Consider the following 15,250-nt stretch of genomic DNA (forward strand, 5'->3'; position numbering starts at 1 on the left):
AGGAAGCATAAGCATATGAGTTTTTTCAAAAAACTGAAAGACAGCATTTCCGGTAAAACGGAAAGCGTAACGAAACAGTTCCGCGACGGTCTGGAGAAAACACGCAAGGGCTTCGTTGAGAAGGTCTCGGATCTGATTATCCGCCGCAAAAAGATAGATGAAGAATTCTATGAGGAGCTGGAAGAGATTCTGATCGGTGCTGATGTCGGCGTGAATACGGTCATGAATCTGGTAGAGGAGCTGCGTGCCGAAGTGAAGCAGAAGCGGATCGAGGACGCGGCAGAGCTTCAGCCGATTCTCTCCCGCAAGCTGATGGAGCTGCTGCGCGGAGATGATGACAACAGTCTGAACGAGAATCCGGATGGCATTACCGTGATCCTGTTCGTCGGCGTGAACGGAGTCGGGAAGACGACGACCATCGGCAAGCTGGCGCACCGCTACAAGCAGGAAGGCAAGAAGGTTCTGCTGGCGGCAGGCGACACCTTCCGTGCCGGAGCCATTGAGCAGCTTGAGGTGTGGGGCAAGCGTGCCGGAGTGGATGTGATCAAGCAGCAGTCGGGATCGGACCCGGCAGCGGTGATGTTCGATGCGGTTCAGGCTGCCAAGCAGCGCAGTGTGGATGTGCTGATCTGCGATACAGCAGGCCGGCTGCAGAACAAGAGCAATCTGATGGAAGAGCTGAACAAGATCTTCCGTGTCATTCAGCGCGAGATTCCAAGCGCGCCGCATGAGGTGCTTATGGTGCTGGATGCCACCACCGGGCAGAATGCGCTCACCCAGGCCAAGCTGTTCGGCGAGAAGAGCGGCGTGACCGGCCTGGTACTGACGAAGCTGGACGGTACGGCGAAGGGCGGAATCGTGGTAGCGATTCGCCAGGAAATGAACCTGCCTGTGAAGCTGGTTGGTCTGGGCGAGAAAATGGAAGATCTCCAGCCGTTCGATTCCGACCAGTTCGTGCATGCCCTGTTCGCAGGCATGATCTCGGAAGAAGCAGATTCGGAAGAATAACCACAACAATAGATAGCTGCGAAGCAACCTCCCTTTGGAATGAAATATTCCCGGGGAGGTTTTTTGTTGAACGGATTGGACCCGCTGAGAGGGGAGGGGAAGAGGAAAAAGTTGGACTTTCTCCACTTGCTGATGAAAGAAAGGTCTCTGTTAGGGCAGGAGTTGGAAAAACAACACTTAATTGAGTGCATTTCAGCCCATGTGGCTGATACTAACACTAGCAGTTGTAGTTTTTCCGCTTGCTTTCCCCTATCCCTCAGAAATCGAAGAATTAAGATACGTTTGTCCACCTGTTGTTGCGGGGCTGCCGCTTCTTGGCTTCCCGCGCAGAATCCCCCGCCACGGACATATCCTCCTCTGCCGAAAGGAGCCTCCACCAGTACATACCATCCTTCGGCTTACTCCCCTTTTGGCATTTCAAAGAACACGAAGAAATTATATTAAAAATACATCATATGAAAAATTCATAATAGTACTGCTTGTCAGCATCCCCGCATACAATTGGATGTGGAATCATCATGCAGCACCCCGAAAAGCAAGTTTAAGAGAAAGGAAGCGATTCCAAAGCGGCAGGATAGTTCAAAAACTCCATTTTGCTGTTATATATATTGACATGGATAATATCATTTACGTATTATGAAGGTAGTAAATCATATTTTCGTGGTGAACTTCTAAATTTTGAACTTATTTGTCAAGAAACATAACACATTATACTGATCCGAGAGGAGTCGGGCTCATGTCCAAACTAGATCCTTTGCCCGGTCTGTCTCCGTATCCGCTGCAGCATTTCTATGATGAGATGTATGCGGATGAACGGAACGTCCGGCCTCATTACAAGCATGTGAACCGCATGTTTTCCGGGATGAGCCCCGAAGAGCTGCAAGAGAAGCAGAAGCTGATGCAGCGTCGGATGATGGAAGAAGGCATTACCTTTACACTGTACAACCCGGCACAGGATCAGCCTATGGAGCGGACGATTCCCTTCGATATGATTCCGCGCATTATCCCCAAGGGGGAATGGGGACGGCTGGAGGCGGGCATCGTGCAGCGGATTACCGCACTGAATCTGTTCATTCATGATATTTACCATGAGCAATACATCGTGAAGGACGGTATAGTGCCGAGGCGGATGATTATTTCGAACTGTTATTTCCGGCCGGAAATGACCGGACTCCGTGTACCCGGCGGTGCGTATATCACCACTTCAGGGATCGATCTGATCCGCCATCATGACGGCGAGTATTATGTGCTTGAGGATAATCTGCGTACACCCTCTGGCTTCTCGTATCTGTTCAAAGGCAGATCGCTCATGAATCAGCTTTTTCCTGAGTTGTCGTTTGCCAGCTCGATCCGCGATGTGGATCACAGTCTGAACCGTTTTCTCTCCGTGCTGCGCAGCCTGTCCCCGTCCCGGACCAAAGACCCGGTCATTGCCCTGCTGACACCGGGGGAATACAATTCGGCTTATTATGAGCATGCTTTTCTGGCGCAGCAGATGGGCATTCATCTGGTTGAGGGCCGCGACCTGGTTGCGCAGGACCACAAAATCTACCTGAAGGTGATGAACGGTCTGCGCAAGGTCGATGTGCTGTACCGCCGCCTGGATGATGATTTCATTGATCCGCTTGCTTTTCAGCCCAGCTCGCTGCTGGGGGTTGCAGGTCTGATGAATGCCTACCGGGCGGGGAATATCGCGATTGCCAATGCGCCCGGAACCGGGGTAGCCGATGACAAGGCCATGTATGTGTATGTGCCGGATATGATCCGCTATTACCTTAATGAAGAGCCGATTCTGGGCAATGTGCCGACCTATCTGCTGTCACGGCCGCAAGAGCGCCAGTATGTGCTGGACCATCTGTCTGAAATGGTGGTGAAGGAGACGTCTCTCTCCGGGGGCTACGGCATGCTGATCGGGAGTGAGGCGACGAAGGAGGAACTCATAGACTTCCGGCTCAAAATACTGGCCGAACCCGAGCGTTATATCGCCCAGCCGATTATGTCGCTGTCCCGTGCACCGGTCTTGTCAGAAGGCAGTATGGCTCCGCGGCATATCGATCTGAGGGCATTTGTGCTGATGGGGGCTGACCGCAAGCCGCATGTCATTCCAGGGGGCTTGACCCGGGTAGCGATGCGCGTAGGCTCGCTGGTCGTGAACTCCTCCCAAGGCGGCGGAGTGAAGGATACCTGGGTAATGGCCTAGAGACTATCTACGTTAAAGGGGTGGCTAGAATGCTGAATCGCAATGCGGAGGCTCTATTCTGGATCGGCCGTTATATTGAACGGGCTGAGAATCACGCCCGGCTGATCGACGTACATTACCATATCCAGCAGGAAGAGGATTTCAAGGAAGAGGGCCACAAGTGGTCGCGCCTGATTGACGCGCTTGGGGTACGGAGTGAATATCTGCGGCAGTTCGAAAGCTTCAGCGAGCAGGATGTATTATCCTTCATTACGCTGGATCTGGGGAATACCAATTCTCTATTCTCCTGTGTGCATCAGGCCAGGAATAATCTGCGCACCCTGCGCCAGCATCTGCCGAGTGAGCTGTGGGATATTGTCAACGGCTTCAACCTGTGGCTGGGGGAGCAGTCGGTAGCGGATATCATGCGCGGTCCCCATCAATTCTATCAGCAGGTCAAGGAACGGGCGGCGATGTTCCTTGGCGCGGAGCAATCGGTAATGCTCCGGGGCAATGAATGGCATTTCATCGAGAGCGGCCGGTTTCTGGAGCGGGCGGAGAATACGACGCGTATCCTGCAGACCGTCACCGTATCCTGCAAGTCGAAGGATATCAATTCTATCTATACCCAGCTTCAGGCCGTGCTGAAATCGGTGAGCGGATATCAGTCCTTCCGCCGGTATTATGCTGATGATATGTCGCCGGAGTGCATCCTGGAATTCCTGATCGTGAACCCGCTGTTCCCCCGTTCGATCCGCTTCTCGTTCCACAAGCTGGAGGAGCATCTGGCCAAGCTGGAGCTGGACACTACAGAGAAGGGCTCGGGGCATGAGAAGGTGATCCGGCAGGCGGGCAAGATCAAGGCGGAGCTGGATTATATGGAGAAGGACGAGATGTCCGGGGACCTGACCCTGGATGTGCTGGAGTCACTGATGATATCCTGTCAGAGGCTCGGCCGAACGATGGACGGTGCTTTTTTTCGCCGTGAAGGAGTCTCGGTATGAAAATACAGATCAACCATACAACCACCTACAGCTACCCCGAGCCGGTGACGGACAGTGTCAATGAGATCCGGCTGACGCCGCGCACGAACTACCGGCAATCCTGCTATCACCATGAGGTGGAGGTGCACCCGCCAGCCAATCTGCTAACCTATGAGGATTTCTTCGGCAACCGGGTCCATGCCTATTCGGTGAATAAGCCGCACACGGAAATGGTGATTCACACCAAAGCGACCGTGGTCACGCTCGACAAGGCGCAGGGCACGGATCTGCCGCATATTCCGCTGGAGGAGCAGGTGAAGCTGCTGAATGACGAGAAATTTCAGAACCGGTATATAGAGTTTATTCTGCCTACCCGGTACACCGAGGTGACGCCGGAGCTGGTGGAATTTGCATCGCAGCATCCTTTTGAGGATGCAGAGGATATGTATGAATGGACCCGGAAGCTGTCGTCCACCATCTATGAGCAGTTTACGTACGATCCTGAGGCGACAAGCGTCAATACTACGGTAAAAAGAGCACTGATGCTCAAGCGCGGAGTCTGCCAGGACTATGCGCATCTGATGATTGCGGTCTGCCGCAGTGTCGGCTTGCCATCGCGGTATGTGAGCGGGTACCATTTTGTCGGGGATCTGCAGGGGGGCAATGCGAACTTCGAACAGGCCTCCCATGCCTGGGTGGAGACACATATTCCGGGTACGGGCTGGCTGGGCTTCGATCCGACCAATAATGTTGAAGTGAACTGGCGGTATATCAAGCTTGGACATGGACGGGATTATAAGGATATCGTTCCGGTCAAAGGCGTATACCGCGGAGCAGCGGGCACGCTTACGGTTAAGGTGGATGTACGGCAGCTGGAAAATTAAATGAGCCAGAGCAGGCCCCCGCAGATGTGGGGTTTTTGCTGTTGCAGACAAGATATGCAGGGGCTTATCAAGCGGATAGGCTGTGCATGTTGCACTGAGCTTGTGCAATTTTTTGCATAACATGATTATAATCAAGCATCATTTGGGTAATCTTGAAACAGAGCCATTACATGCAGAATGGTATTCACGGAAGGAGAGTGTACATATGAGCCCCAATATAGCAAAAAAGCAGCGTTTTCAAGGGAAAACAGCCATAATCACAGGTGCGGGCTCGGGAATCGGCAGAGCGGCAGCAATTCAGCTGGCACGTGAAGGTGCGAATGTCGCCTTGTTCGATCTGGTGAACGAACGTACTTCAATCCTTGAACAGAAATTGAATAAGCTGCGCAGGGATTGCGCGTTAGCTATTGATGTGGATACTTCGGATGCCGGCCGGATGGAGGAAGCGGTGCGCAGAACCGTGGAGCATTTCGGAGGTCTGGATATTGTGTTCGCCAATGCTGGCATTAACGGAGTGGTCGGGCCGATAGAGGAGCTGAGCGTGGATGATTGGGAGAAGACGTTGTCTGTCAACCTCACTGGCACCTTCCTGACCCTGAAATACACCATTCCCCATCTGAAGGAGAAGGGCAAAGGCAGTATTATTATTACCAGCTCGATCAACGGCAACAGCAGATTTACCAGCTTCGGCTGGTCACCATATAGTACTACTAAGGCCGGTCAGGTCGCTTTTGCCAAGATGGCTGCACTGGAGCTGGCCAAGTTCAAAATCCGCGTCAATGTCATTTGCCCGGGAGCGATTGCCACGAATATCGACGAGAGCACGGAGTGGAACGATGATGTGGAGTCCATTGTCATTCCAATTGAATTCCCTGAAGGAGCACAGCCGCTGGCAGACGGACCGGGCAAGCCGGAGAATGTCGCCGATCTGGTCGCGTTCCTGGCCTCGGATGAATCCATTCATATTACCGGCTCGCAGATTGTGATTGACGGTGCGGAGTCGCTGCTGTCTTAAGTTCATTCTCCAGGAAAAGGTGATTCCATGAACCAAGAAGTGACGGATTACATTGCTCAGATCAAGCTGCCCTGGCAATCGGAGATAGGCTCCAAGCTGCGTGAGGTCATTCACGAGGCTATACCGGAGGTAGCGGAACGAATTCAGTATGGCAAACCGCATTTTCTCAAAAACGGGAAATATGCCGCTGTCCTCTCTACCGCCAAAGGCTGGGTGAGCTTCTCCATCTTCAACGCAGCAGCGCTGGAAGTGCCTGAAGGCCAATTCGAAGCGGGGAGCGGGGATCGTCTCACAACCAAGCTGACGGAGGGCAAGGCTGTTGATTATGAACTGCTGTCTACCTTGCTGAAGCAGGCTTCTGCTGCATTGTAAGAACTGATAAATAGCGATCCTCCGGGATATAGAGACACTGCCATGATTGGCGGTGTTTTTCTTTTGCTATAAACAATCTAATTAGATGGTTGTAAAATAACAAACGAAATGATAATATGTCTATATAAAAGTAAACAAAGGGTGTGGTGGTCCAGTTGGAAGAAGAGAATGAAGCAGTGCGGATATCGGAGAAATTCTGGATTGCGTCCATTGCAGAATTGAAGCAGGGCTATAATGTGGAGACGGAAGAGCGGACGGAAAAGTATTATTGTCTGGTCTGCGGAGCTGCCTTCGAGAAGGGCTTGATCTATAAGGATGAAGGGCAGTATTACGAAGCGGAGAAGTTCGCAGCTCTGCATGTGGACAGGGTTCATGGCGGGATGTTCCATTGGCTGCTGACGCTGGACAAGAAGCTCAGCGGGTTAACCGAATTGCAGAAGGGGCTGCTGCAGGCCTTCCGCCAAAGTCTTAGCGATGCAGAAGCAGCCAAGGAGCTGGGGATCGGCAGCACCTCCACGGTGCGTAACCACCGGTTCACGCTTCGCGAGAAGGTGAAGCAGGCCAAGCTGTTTTTGGCGGTTATGGAGCTGGCGGAGGAGAAGCCGGGAGCTTCATCGCCTTTTGTGAGTATTCCGCGTACGGCTGTGATGGTTGATGAACGGTTCGCGATTACCGAGCAGGAGAACGCCGAGATTCTGGGCACCTATTTCAAACAGGGGCCGGACGGCCCGTTGTCAGAGTTCCCTAAGCGGCAGAAGCGGAAGGCGGCTATCCTGCGCCATTTGCTGCAGCGTTTTGAGACCGGGCGCAAGTATAGTGAGAAGGAAATCAATGCGGTGCTCGAAGCCGCTTACCCCGATTACGTGACGCTCCGGCGGTATCTGATCGATTACGGGCTGCTGGACCGTGAAGAAGACGGAAGCAGCTACTGGGTGAAATTATAACGGAGAGAAGAAGGGGAGAGAAGTAATGACGGATAAAACCAGACGCAAGGAATTGGGATATAATTACGCACACTCGCACAGGCCGATGGGGGTATACCGGATTGTGAACACCGGCAATGACAAAATGTATGTGGGAAGCAGCCTGAATCTGGACGGGGTCTGGAATAAGCATAAGTTCATGCTGGATATCAAAGGCCATGACAACAAGGCGCTGCAGGAAGACTGGAATGAACGGGGTGAAGCCGGCTTCCGCTTCGAGGTGCTGGAGCAGATTAAGCCGGAGGAGGATTTCGTGGCCGATGTACAGGAGCTGAAGAAGTACCGTAAGATGCTGCCGGACATGGAGAGTAAGTGGCTGGAGCAGTTGTCTCCTTACGGGGAGCGCGGATATCATAAGCAGAAATAGCTTTCTGCCTGGTGATAAGAAGCGATAACTTACAGGCAAACCGGGAATGAATTTCAGCAGCACCCGTGCTAAAATAAGGACAAAGCTGTAGCAGAATGTGCCGTTTGGAATGTAAAAGGGCAACGGGGCGCTGATGAAAGGAACGGTGTGGATGGCTATATTATCTTGGCTTGCAGAACAGAGAATTCAGGAAGCGATGCGCAGCGGAGAGTTCTCCAATCTGCCGGGGCACGGTAAGCCGCTTGCGCTGGAGGATCTCTCCGGCGTACCGGAGGAATTGCGGATGTCCTACAAGATTATGAAGAACGCCGGGCTGTTGCCGGAGGAAGTGACGTTGCGGGCAGAGTGCGTAACGCTCGAAGAGCTGCTGGTGGCTTGCCACCGCAGCGGCAGCAGCACTGCCGGGGAACGCAAGGAGCTGGAGGGCAAGCTCTCGCTGAAGCGGTTGCGTCTTCAGATGCTTTTGCAGGAACGGGGTCTGGAAAGCAATGCTGCATATGCAGATTACGGGGACGCGATCGGGCAGCGGCTGACCGGGGTGGAACGGGATGGTAGGGAGTAGTGGGTGAGGAAACGGGTGAGTAGACGAGTATTGAAGTAAGTATGAGACCTCCGGTTCATGGAACCGGGGGTTTTTGTGCAGAGATTAGGTGGGAGTGTATTGTTGAACGGGGCATCTATCTTGCAGAAGCAATGAACTGCTTGATATCTGGAATGAATTCGCCGATGATAGGGAGATGGAGATTTAACTTAACTTTTAGCAGATGATGGAGAGATGAAATGAAGCAGCTTCCGATTATGCAGGTGCTCCCTGACCTGAAGAGAATTCTGACAGACCGTGCAGCGGCCGTTCTGATTGCCGAACCTGGAGCGGGGAAGACAACGGCGGTGCCGCCTGCTTTTTTGGAGGAGCCTTGGCTGACCGGTAAAACCATTCTGATGCTGGAGCCCAGACGCCTGGCAGCGCGTTCGGCCGCAGCTTATATGGCGTCCTGTCTGGGGGAGAGTGTGGGTCAGACCGTAGGCTATCGCATGCGGATGGATACCAAGGTGGGGCGGAATACACGCATTGTTGTTGTGACGGAAGGCGTGCTGACGCGAATGCTCCAGAGCGATCCTTCGCTGGGGGATGTGGGTCTTGTGATCTTCGATGAGTTCCATGAGCGAAGTCTGCATGCGGATCTTGGACTGGCACTGGCGCTTGAAGCGCAGAGTGTGCTGCGCGAGGATCTGCGCATTCTGGTGATGTCGGCGACCCTGGACGGAGAACGCGTAGCTTCTCTGCTGGGCGAAGCGCCGGTCGTCCGTTGTCCGGGCCGGACGTATCCGGTGGAGACGGTCTATGTGCTGGAGGCAGGCAATGCTACCCCTGAGAAATCCGCAGCCGCCGCTGTCCGGCGCGCGCTTGCTGAGCAGCCGGGGGATGTGCTAGTCTTTCTGCCCGGCGAGCGGGAGATCCGCCGGACGGAGCAGGAGCTGGCATCAGGAAGTCTGCCGCCGGGAACGGTGCTGCGGCCGCTCTATGGCCAACTGCCGCAGCCGCAGCAGGATGCGGCGGTGGCTCCTGCAGTGGAAGGCGAACGGAAGGTCGTACTGGCAACCTCCATTGCCGAGACGAGTCTGACAATCGAAGGGGTACGCTCGGTGATTGACACGGGGCTTCGCCGGACGCAGGTATTCTCTGCGCGTACCGGCATGCCGCGCTTAACGACGGTGCCGGTCTCGAAGGCCTCGGCCGATCAGCGGCGCGGCCGGGCAGGCCGCACAGCACCAGGCGTCTGCTACAGGCTATGGAGCCGAGAGGCGCATGATCATCTGCCGGACGACAACGTGCCGGAGATCATGGAGACCGACCTGGCGCAGCTCGCCCTGGAGCTGGCGCTGTGGGGCGTGCGCGATCCGGGAGCGCTCGCCTGGCTGGATGCGCCGCCTGCCGCGCCTTACGCGCAGGCCTCGGCGCTGCTGCGCCAGCTCGGTGCGCTGGACGCCGGCGGCGCCATTACGCCGCACGGCCGCAGCATGGCCGTGCTTGGCGCGCACCCGCGCATCGCGCATATGCTGCTGCGCGCGGCAGACCTTGCAGCTGCGCCGCTCGCCGCCAGGCTCGCTGCGCTGCTGCAGGAGCGGGACCTCTTCCGGGGTCCCGCGGCTCTAGATAGCGACCTCACGCTTCGCGTGGAGGCGCTGCTCGGGTTCGAGCGCTCCGCCAGTAGCGGCGGAGCGGACCCGGCGGCCTTGCGCGCGGTGCAGCGCGAGAGCCGCAGCTTCCTGGCGCAGCTGCAGGCAGCGCCGGGAGAAGGGCCCGGCGACATCAGCCGCAGCGGCCTGCTGCTGTCGTTCGCCTATCCCGACCGGATCGGGCAGGAGCGCGGCAATGGCGCGTTCCTGCTCTCCGGCGGCCGGGGGGCGGCGATGCGCGAGGGGCAGCCGCTGGCGCGCTCGCCCTACATCGTGGCACCCGGCGTGGATGACCGTGCCGGGCAGAGCCGGATTATGCTTGCCGCAGCGCTCTCCGAGCAGGACCTGCTGAAGCATCATGCGGACAGCCTTCTTGAGGAGCGCGAAGTCTACTGGGACAGTGAGAGCGGAAGCGTGAAGGCGCGAAGAGTGACCCGGCTGGGGGCGCTCATTCTGAAGCAGACGACCCATGAGCGGGCTACTTCCGAGGAGACAGAGAGCGTACTGCTGAAGGTGATCGCGGCGGAAGGGCTACAGCTGCTGCCTTGGGAGAAGGGAACCCTCCAGCTGCGGCAGCGGATGGAATTCATGCACTCGCAGCGGGCCGACTGGCCCGATATGTCGGATGAGGCGTTGAAGGATACATTGGAGGAATGGCTGGCACCCTTTATACAAGGGATGCGGAATCTCCGTGATTTACAGCGGGTGAAGCTGGCGCAGGCGCTGGAGGGGATGCTGGACTGGAACAGCCGCCAGCAGCTGAACAAGGAGGCGCCGACGCATATTAAGGTACCGAGCGGTTCGCGGGTTCCCTTGGATTACAGTAATCCCGGGGCGCCGGTACTGGCAGTTAGGCTGCAGGAGATGTTCGGGCAGACGGATACTCCGCGGATCGGCGGAGGGAAGGTCCCGGTGCTGCTGCACCTGCTGTCTCCGGCGAGAAGGCCGATGCAGATCACCTCAGATCTGGCCAGCTTCTGGCAGAACACTTATTTCGAGGTGAAAAAAGATCTGAAAGGCCGTTATCCCAAGCACTACTGGCCGGATAATCCGCTGGAGGCAGTGCCGACCAACCGTACCCGTCCTACCAAATAGAATGAGAGGGGTATCAGGTATTAATTCATCCGGTGATGCTTTTCCTGTTTGGGCACCGCGTGAACGGGTAATAGAGTAGCGAACAACAATTACGAAGGAGGGCTTCAAGTGACAGAGAAAATTATTGGCGTATTCGATACGGAACAAGAAGCAACCAGAGCAATTGAAAGTTTGCAGAGTCAAGGCTTCACGAACGATGAGATTTCAGTAATTACGAAGGATCGAGATGACCTGAAACACATCTCCGAGGATACAGGAACGATGGCGCCGGAAGGCGTTGCTACAGGTGCGGCCACCGGCGGCGTAGTGGGCGGAATTACCGGACTGCTAGCCGGGATCGGTGCGCTGGCCATTCCGGGAATTGGTCCAATCCTTGCCGCAGGCCCAATCGCAGCTACGTTAACAGGGGCTGCCATTGGAGTAGGAGCAGGCGGTCTGGTGGGCGGATTAATCGGACTCGGCATTCCCGAGGATGAGGCCAGAGATTACGAAGGTTACATCGACAGCGGCAAAATTCTCGTCCTGGTCGATGACAACGGCCGTGGAAGAGATATCCATACCGTATTCCGGGGCAACCGTTCACTCAACTCCGGCCGGTACGACAGCCTGTATCCGGAGGATACGCTGGCTGACCGCGGAGCAACTAACCCTGATCTGGTCCCTAGGGACACGACGGTTGGCAATACCTTGGGCAACAGAGGCTCGATGAATGCAGACCGTGACCCGGACCTCTACAACCGCGGCAAAATCTAAAAATTATAGCAGGCTTAAGCCCGCTCCTATAGCATACTTAAGAACTGCCTGCGGCGAACATGCCCGGGCAGTTCTTTGTGCTTGATTTTGTGCTGATTAAATTAATTGTGCTAGAGGATGATTCTGGTCATGATCAGATCTGTTTGCTCCTCGTCACCCATATAGAAAGAATGAGTTCCTGTCTGTACGAAATTCAATTTTGTATAAAAGGCAACTGCGTTTCCGTTTTGTTCCCAAACCCCCAGCCAGAGCTTCCTCTTATTCTTTTCGGCCGCGATTTCCACCGCTTTCTCAATCAGCTGTTTCCCTAGCCCCAGCCTATGAAAGGGTCTTCTAATATAGATCCGTTCCACTTCAAGCGAGTCCTTGTCCATATGTTCAGTTTGGGCATCATCGGCGTTAACCTTCAGGTACCCGGCAATTTCTTCATTATAATAGATGAAATAAAATTCAGAATGGCGGTTGGCACATTCTTTTTTTAATTGCTCTGTATGAAAGGATCTTTTCAAATAAGCTTCCATAGCTTCTGGTGAATTTTGATTTTTGAAGGTGTCCGTAAACGTTTCGATACTGATTTTTTGCAAGGTCTCCAGATCGCCGGAAGAGCATCTCTTTATCAATATAGTCATCAATAATTCTCCTTTTGTATAATTAATAATCCCTTGTAAATCAATAGTCTCGTTTGTTTCCCTTTTTTACATATTCCCAGTCTTTTTCCACATTGGACCTGACTCTTTGCAGGAGTTTTACCAGGGTTTCTGCCTCACTTCCGGAGAAGCCGGACAGCGCTACGCTACTAGAATAATCGTTCTCCCTTTTGAGCAGAGGGTAGACGGCCTGCCCTTTGTCTGTAGGAATCAGCCTCTTGATTTTTTTGTTATGCCGATCTTCATTTTTTTCAATAAAACCGTTAATCTCAAGCTTCTGTATAGCACGGGCAGCCGTTGTCCGGTCCACCTTAATCATTTCAGCCAGCTTCTCCTGGATCATCCCCGGATGCTCACAGATCCGCATCAGATACAAATATTGCCCCCTGGTAAGGTCGTATTGCTTAAATTCGATATTGCTGATCGAGTCCAGTGACCGGGCAATCATTCCAACCTCGCGTAGAATCTCCTTCATAATCACAGCCCCATTGAGCATGTATTTTCCAAGCCTATAGTTTTAAAATAATACATGATTTTTGTTGCAATTACAACAAAATAAATCTACAACACCAAGCAATCAAACAACATGCGTACCTCCCCCCTCAAGATCAATGTATTGCCGCACTCAGAACGGCCCTTCTATACATAAGAGTGATCTTCTGTGAGGAGGGCGAGGAGCGAAGTTATTTATGTCATTTCATCATATGAAAAATTCATAATAACAACCCCAAAATATTAATAATAGACATATTTCATCCACAATAACCTTTATTCTGCATAGGTAATAAGCAACGGGTGTCAGGCGCCGAAAGTTAAAGTCGCACTCTATTAATATAATTTCATTATATGAAAAATTCACAATAGAGTACATGAAAACACCAGCCGTATCTACTTATACCATCTAACCGTCTCACCATATGCGTACCTATCTTCTTCAAAACGGAAAAAGTAAACCTAAACTCCGCACCGGAAAAATGAAACTATAAAATATAACTTGTTGTGAAAACTGGGAAATAGAGTTTATACTAGAGTTGTAGCTGGAAATGCTACCCACATCATTTGACTGCCGGAATTAAGTGACAAGGGGCTATGGCTGTTCTTCTCTAAGGATTCTAACAAAAAAACACCCCGGGAGGTGTCTTATGGCGTTTATGATTGCTCAGCGGGCGTTTATAAAGGTATATCTGATTACAATGGTGGAGCAACACAAGGGGTATGGTTATCAGATGCTGGAGGATTTGCGCAGAGATTTCAAAGCTCATGGCTATTCGCCTCCCCAAAGTGAAATTTACCGCGCTCTGCATGAGTTGGTGCAGCAAGGGATACTTTACCGTACCAAGCAGCTTAAGGGGAGCGATCCGAAGGTCGATTTTCAGGAGATTGTCCTGTATCACTTCACTTCGGACGGGGAGGAGAAGGCCAAACTATATAAGAAGCAGGTGAAGGCCGATCTGGACCGTTGTCTTGGTATTCTTAATAAGGCAGTAGCAGACAACTTCTGATGGGAGATCCACGAGCTGGCGGGCTCATGCATATCGATCTGGCCACGTTCCGGCGGACTCATCTATATCAGTCTATCCAGAAGCCTCACAAGTCGTGAACAGCCGGCTCAGGAATCCTCATCTTCAGAATCCTGGCCCGGCGGGGTTACCGGCGAGCTTGCGCTGCCATAATCCTCGACGGCTTCCCAGGCACCGGCGTCATCAAATCTTCCGCTATTCTGCTGACGTCCTTCGCCTGCACCGGCTGGCGGCGGGGTCATAACCTCTTCTTCCACAGGGCGTGCGCCGGTGTCACGGCTGGTTGGGGCATGCTCCACGGTATAGCGGGTGTAGGGGATGGCCTCAAGCCGCTCATAAGGAATCTCTTGCTTGCTGGCTTCGCAGATGCCGTACGTTCCGTTATCCATCCGCGCAAGAGCAGCTTCGATCTCCGTTAATTCTTCGGATAGCGAGGTGTTGATGGACAGGTCGCGGCTGCGTTCAAACGTCTCTGTTCCTGTATCGGCGGGATGGTTATCGACCGAAGAGAGCTCGCCCGTTGAGAGGATAAGGGAATCGCCAAGCAGGCTGTCTTCTGCTCCATTGCCGGAGAAATGCTGTTCCAGTTCAGCCTTGCGTTCTTCAAGCGAGGCTCTAAGCTTAGTCAATTGGTCTTTGGTTAAGTGGCTCATCTGTCATCTTCCTTTCAGCTTGATTAGTAGTTATACTGTCGTAATCTTTCCTTACCCTAATGTGTTATAGGGCAATCAGCAGGCATCCCTATGCTGAATTGTAACTTTAGTGATATTTTCATGCTGCTTTCACCCTGTTATAATAATACCTGCCGGATGAATGCAGCATACACTTGGAGGTTATGAAATGGACGAACATATGAAACGGCGGCTGGATAAGCAGAGAAAGCTGTTCAGCCAGCTCGGTATTACACTTGATGCACTTACCATTCATGAAAAGGAATTCAGTATGAAGCTTCGCGGCTATGATGCCGAAGAGGTGGATACGTTCCTGGACAGCGTCATTAAGGATTATGAACGGTTCTATGCTACCATAGCGGATCTGATGGATAAATGGCAGGAGCAGCAGATTGAGATGAAAGAGCTGAAGGCAGAGGTGAAGACCGCAACCACTCCGGCCCCTGTGCCGATTATTAAGGGCATTGATCCGCAGGATCTCGAAGATATTATCATCAAGCTGGAAGCCAATGTGCGTCAGCTCAAGGACAGATTGCCCATTCCCCGCACGGAGGGGTATTTGTAAGCCCTGTGCAGCCACAGCGTGAGAGACAAC

General features: G+C 53.2%; 16 protein-coding genes. 13 read left to right on the forward strand and 3 right to left on the reverse strand.

The annotated features are described in order from the left end of the window. The first annotated feature begins 15 nt into the window (after positions 1 to 15). The 11 genes from ftsY (at position 16) to NST69_RS13345 (ending at position 11,817) form a co-directional block, all read left to right on the forward strand. Positions 16 to 1,008, forward strand: a complete 993-nt coding sequence (gene ftsY / locus NST69_RS13295) for a signal recognition particle-docking protein FtsY (RefSeq protein ID WP_036728871.1) — start codon at positions 16 to 18, stop codon at positions 1,006 to 1,008. A gap of 736 nt (positions 1,009 to 1,744) precedes the next feature. Continuing rightward, a complete protein-coding gene (locus NST69_RS13300; RefSeq protein ID WP_342549558.1) occupies positions 1,745 to 3,208 on the forward strand; it encodes a circularly permuted type 2 ATP-grasp protein in 1,464 nt (487 codons plus the stop codon). A 29-nt stretch (positions 3,209 to 3,237) separates the two neighbouring features. Beyond that, the gene (locus tag NST69_RS13305; RefSeq protein WP_339256384.1) at positions 3,238 to 4,191 is read left to right on the forward strand and encodes an alpha-E domain-containing protein; all 954 of its coding nucleotides are present in this window, start codon (positions 3,238 to 3,240) and stop codon (positions 4,189 to 4,191) included. Then, positions 4,188 to 5,054 (forward strand): transglutaminase family protein, encoded by an 867-nt coding sequence (locus tag NST69_RS13310; protein ID WP_076077821.1) that lies wholly within the window; start codon positions 4,188 to 4,190, stop codon positions 5,052 to 5,054. The genes NST69_RS13305 and NST69_RS13310 overlap by 4 nt, the downstream gene beginning before the upstream one ends. Positions 5,055 to 5,259: 205 nt before the next feature. After that, on the forward strand, positions 5,260 to 6,069 hold the full coding sequence (locus tag NST69_RS13315) for an SDR family NAD(P)-dependent oxidoreductase (RefSeq protein ID WP_036728859.1): 810 nt from the start codon (positions 5,260 to 5,262) through the stop codon (positions 6,067 to 6,069). Positions 6,070 to 6,096: 27 nt separating this feature from the next. Next, positions 6,097 to 6,441 (forward strand): DUF1801 domain-containing protein, encoded by a 345-nt coding sequence (locus NST69_RS13320; RefSeq protein ID WP_036728856.1) that lies wholly within the window; start codon positions 6,097 to 6,099, stop codon positions 6,439 to 6,441. Positions 6,442 to 6,596: 155 nt separating this feature from the next. Then, entirely contained in the window at positions 6,597 to 7,385 is a 789-nt protein-coding gene (locus tag NST69_RS13325; protein ID WP_342549559.1) for a DUF2087 domain-containing protein, read from the forward strand. A gap of 25 nt (positions 7,386 to 7,410) precedes the next feature. After that, on the forward strand, positions 7,411 to 7,791 hold the full coding sequence (locus NST69_RS13330; protein ID WP_036728853.1) for a GIY-YIG nuclease family protein: 381 nt from the start codon (positions 7,411 to 7,413) through the stop codon (positions 7,789 to 7,791). 151 nt (positions 7,792 to 7,942) lie between these two features. Further along, positions 7,943 to 8,353 carry a DnaJ family domain-containing protein gene (locus NST69_RS13335; protein WP_339256387.1) on the forward strand — a complete coding sequence of 137 codons (411 nt, stop codon included), beginning with the start codon at positions 7,943 to 7,945 and terminating at the stop codon, positions 8,351 to 8,353. 218 nt (positions 8,354 to 8,571) lie between these two features. After that, positions 8,572 to 11,064, forward strand: coding sequence for an ATP-dependent helicase HrpB (gene hrpB, locus NST69_RS13340; protein ID WP_339256389.1), 2,493 nt, complete (start codon positions 8,572 to 8,574; stop codon positions 11,062 to 11,064). A 108-nt stretch (positions 11,065 to 11,172) separates the two neighbouring features. Next, entirely contained in the window at positions 11,173 to 11,817 is a 645-nt protein-coding gene (locus tag NST69_RS13345; protein ID WP_342549560.1) for a general stress protein, read from the forward strand. Positions 11,818 to 11,927: 110 nt separating this feature from the next. On the opposite strand, the gene NST69_RS13350 is transcribed toward NST69_RS13345, so the two are convergent. Beyond that, positions 11,928 to 12,446: a GNAT family N-acetyltransferase gene (locus tag NST69_RS13350; protein ID WP_342549561.1), complete on the reverse strand. Its 519-nt coding sequence runs from the start codon at positions 12,444 to 12,446 to the stop codon at positions 11,928 to 11,930. Between the two features lie 40 nt (positions 12,447 to 12,486). Continuing rightward, positions 12,487 to 12,939 (reverse strand): MarR family transcriptional regulator, encoded by a 453-nt coding sequence (locus NST69_RS13355; protein WP_342549562.1) that lies wholly within the window; start codon positions 12,937 to 12,939, stop codon positions 12,487 to 12,489. 667 nt (positions 12,940 to 13,606) lie between these two features. On the opposite strand from NST69_RS13355, the gene NST69_RS13360 reads away from it, so the two are divergent. Further along, a complete protein-coding gene (locus tag NST69_RS13360) occupies positions 13,607 to 13,966 on the forward strand; it encodes a helix-turn-helix transcriptional regulator (RefSeq protein WP_036694148.1) in 360 nt (119 codons plus the stop codon). A 107-nt stretch (positions 13,967 to 14,073) separates the two neighbouring features. On the opposite strand, the gene NST69_RS13365 is transcribed toward NST69_RS13360, so the two are convergent. Then, positions 14,074 to 14,637 carry a TraR/DksA C4-type zinc finger protein gene (locus NST69_RS13365; RefSeq protein WP_339314052.1) on the reverse strand — a complete coding sequence of 188 codons (564 nt, stop codon included), beginning with the start codon at positions 14,635 to 14,637 and terminating at the stop codon, positions 14,074 to 14,076. Positions 14,638 to 14,824: 187 nt separating this feature from the next. Between NST69_RS13365 and NST69_RS13370 the strand changes: the two genes are divergently transcribed. Next, positions 14,825 to 15,220, forward strand: coding sequence for a DivIVA domain-containing protein (locus NST69_RS13370; protein WP_339314053.1), 396 nt, complete (start codon positions 14,825 to 14,827; stop codon positions 15,218 to 15,220). Positions 15,221 to 15,250: the final 30 nt, after the last annotated feature.

Source organism: Paenibacillus sp. FSL P2-0089 (assembly GCF_038595095.1).
GTDB classification, from domain to species: domain Bacteria; phylum Bacillota; class Bacilli; order Paenibacillales; family Paenibacillaceae; genus Paenibacillus_AQ; species Paenibacillus_AQ silagei.

Coding starts and splice junctions, on each gene's coding strand:
- ftsY (WP_036728871.1), top strand. CDS start 16: ATGAGTTTTTTCAAAAAACTGAAAGACAGCATTTCCGGTAAAACGGAA.
- NST69_RS13300 (WP_342549558.1), top strand. CDS start 1,745: ATGTCCAAACTAGATCCTTTGCCCGGTCTGTCTCCGTATCCGCTGCAG.
- NST69_RS13305 (WP_339256384.1), top strand. CDS start 3,238: ATGCTGAATCGCAATGCGGAGGCTCTATTCTGGATCGGCCGTTATATT.
- NST69_RS13310 (WP_076077821.1), top strand. CDS start 4,188: ATGAAAATACAGATCAACCATACAACCACCTACAGCTACCCCGAGCCG.
- NST69_RS13315 (WP_036728859.1), top strand. CDS start 5,260: ATGAGCCCCAATATAGCAAAAAAGCAGCGTTTTCAAGGGAAAACAGCC.
- NST69_RS13320 (WP_036728856.1), top strand. CDS start 6,097: ATGAACCAAGAAGTGACGGATTACATTGCTCAGATCAAGCTGCCCTGG.
- NST69_RS13330 (WP_036728853.1), top strand. CDS start 7,411: ATGACGGATAAAACCAGACGCAAGGAATTGGGATATAATTACGCACAC.
- NST69_RS13335 (WP_339256387.1), top strand. CDS start 7,943: ATGGCTATATTATCTTGGCTTGCAGAACAGAGAATTCAGGAAGCGATG.
- hrpB (WP_339256389.1), top strand. CDS start 8,572: ATGAAGCAGCTTCCGATTATGCAGGTGCTCCCTGACCTGAAGAGAATT.
- NST69_RS13350 (WP_342549561.1), bottom strand. CDS start 12,446: ATGACTATATTGATAAAGAGATGCTCTTCCGGCGATCTGGAGACCTTG.
- NST69_RS13355 (WP_342549562.1), bottom strand. CDS start 12,939: ATGAAGGAGATTCTACGCGAGGTTGGAATGATTGCCCGGTCACTGGAC.
- NST69_RS13360 (WP_036694148.1), top strand. CDS start 13,607: ATGGCGTTTATGATTGCTCAGCGGGCGTTTATAAAGGTATATCTGATT.
- NST69_RS13365 (WP_339314052.1), bottom strand. CDS start 14,637: ATGAGCCACTTAACCAAAGACCAATTGACTAAGCTTAGAGCCTCGCTT.
- NST69_RS13370 (WP_339314053.1), top strand. CDS start 14,825: ATGGACGAACATATGAAACGGCGGCTGGATAAGCAGAGAAAGCTGTTC.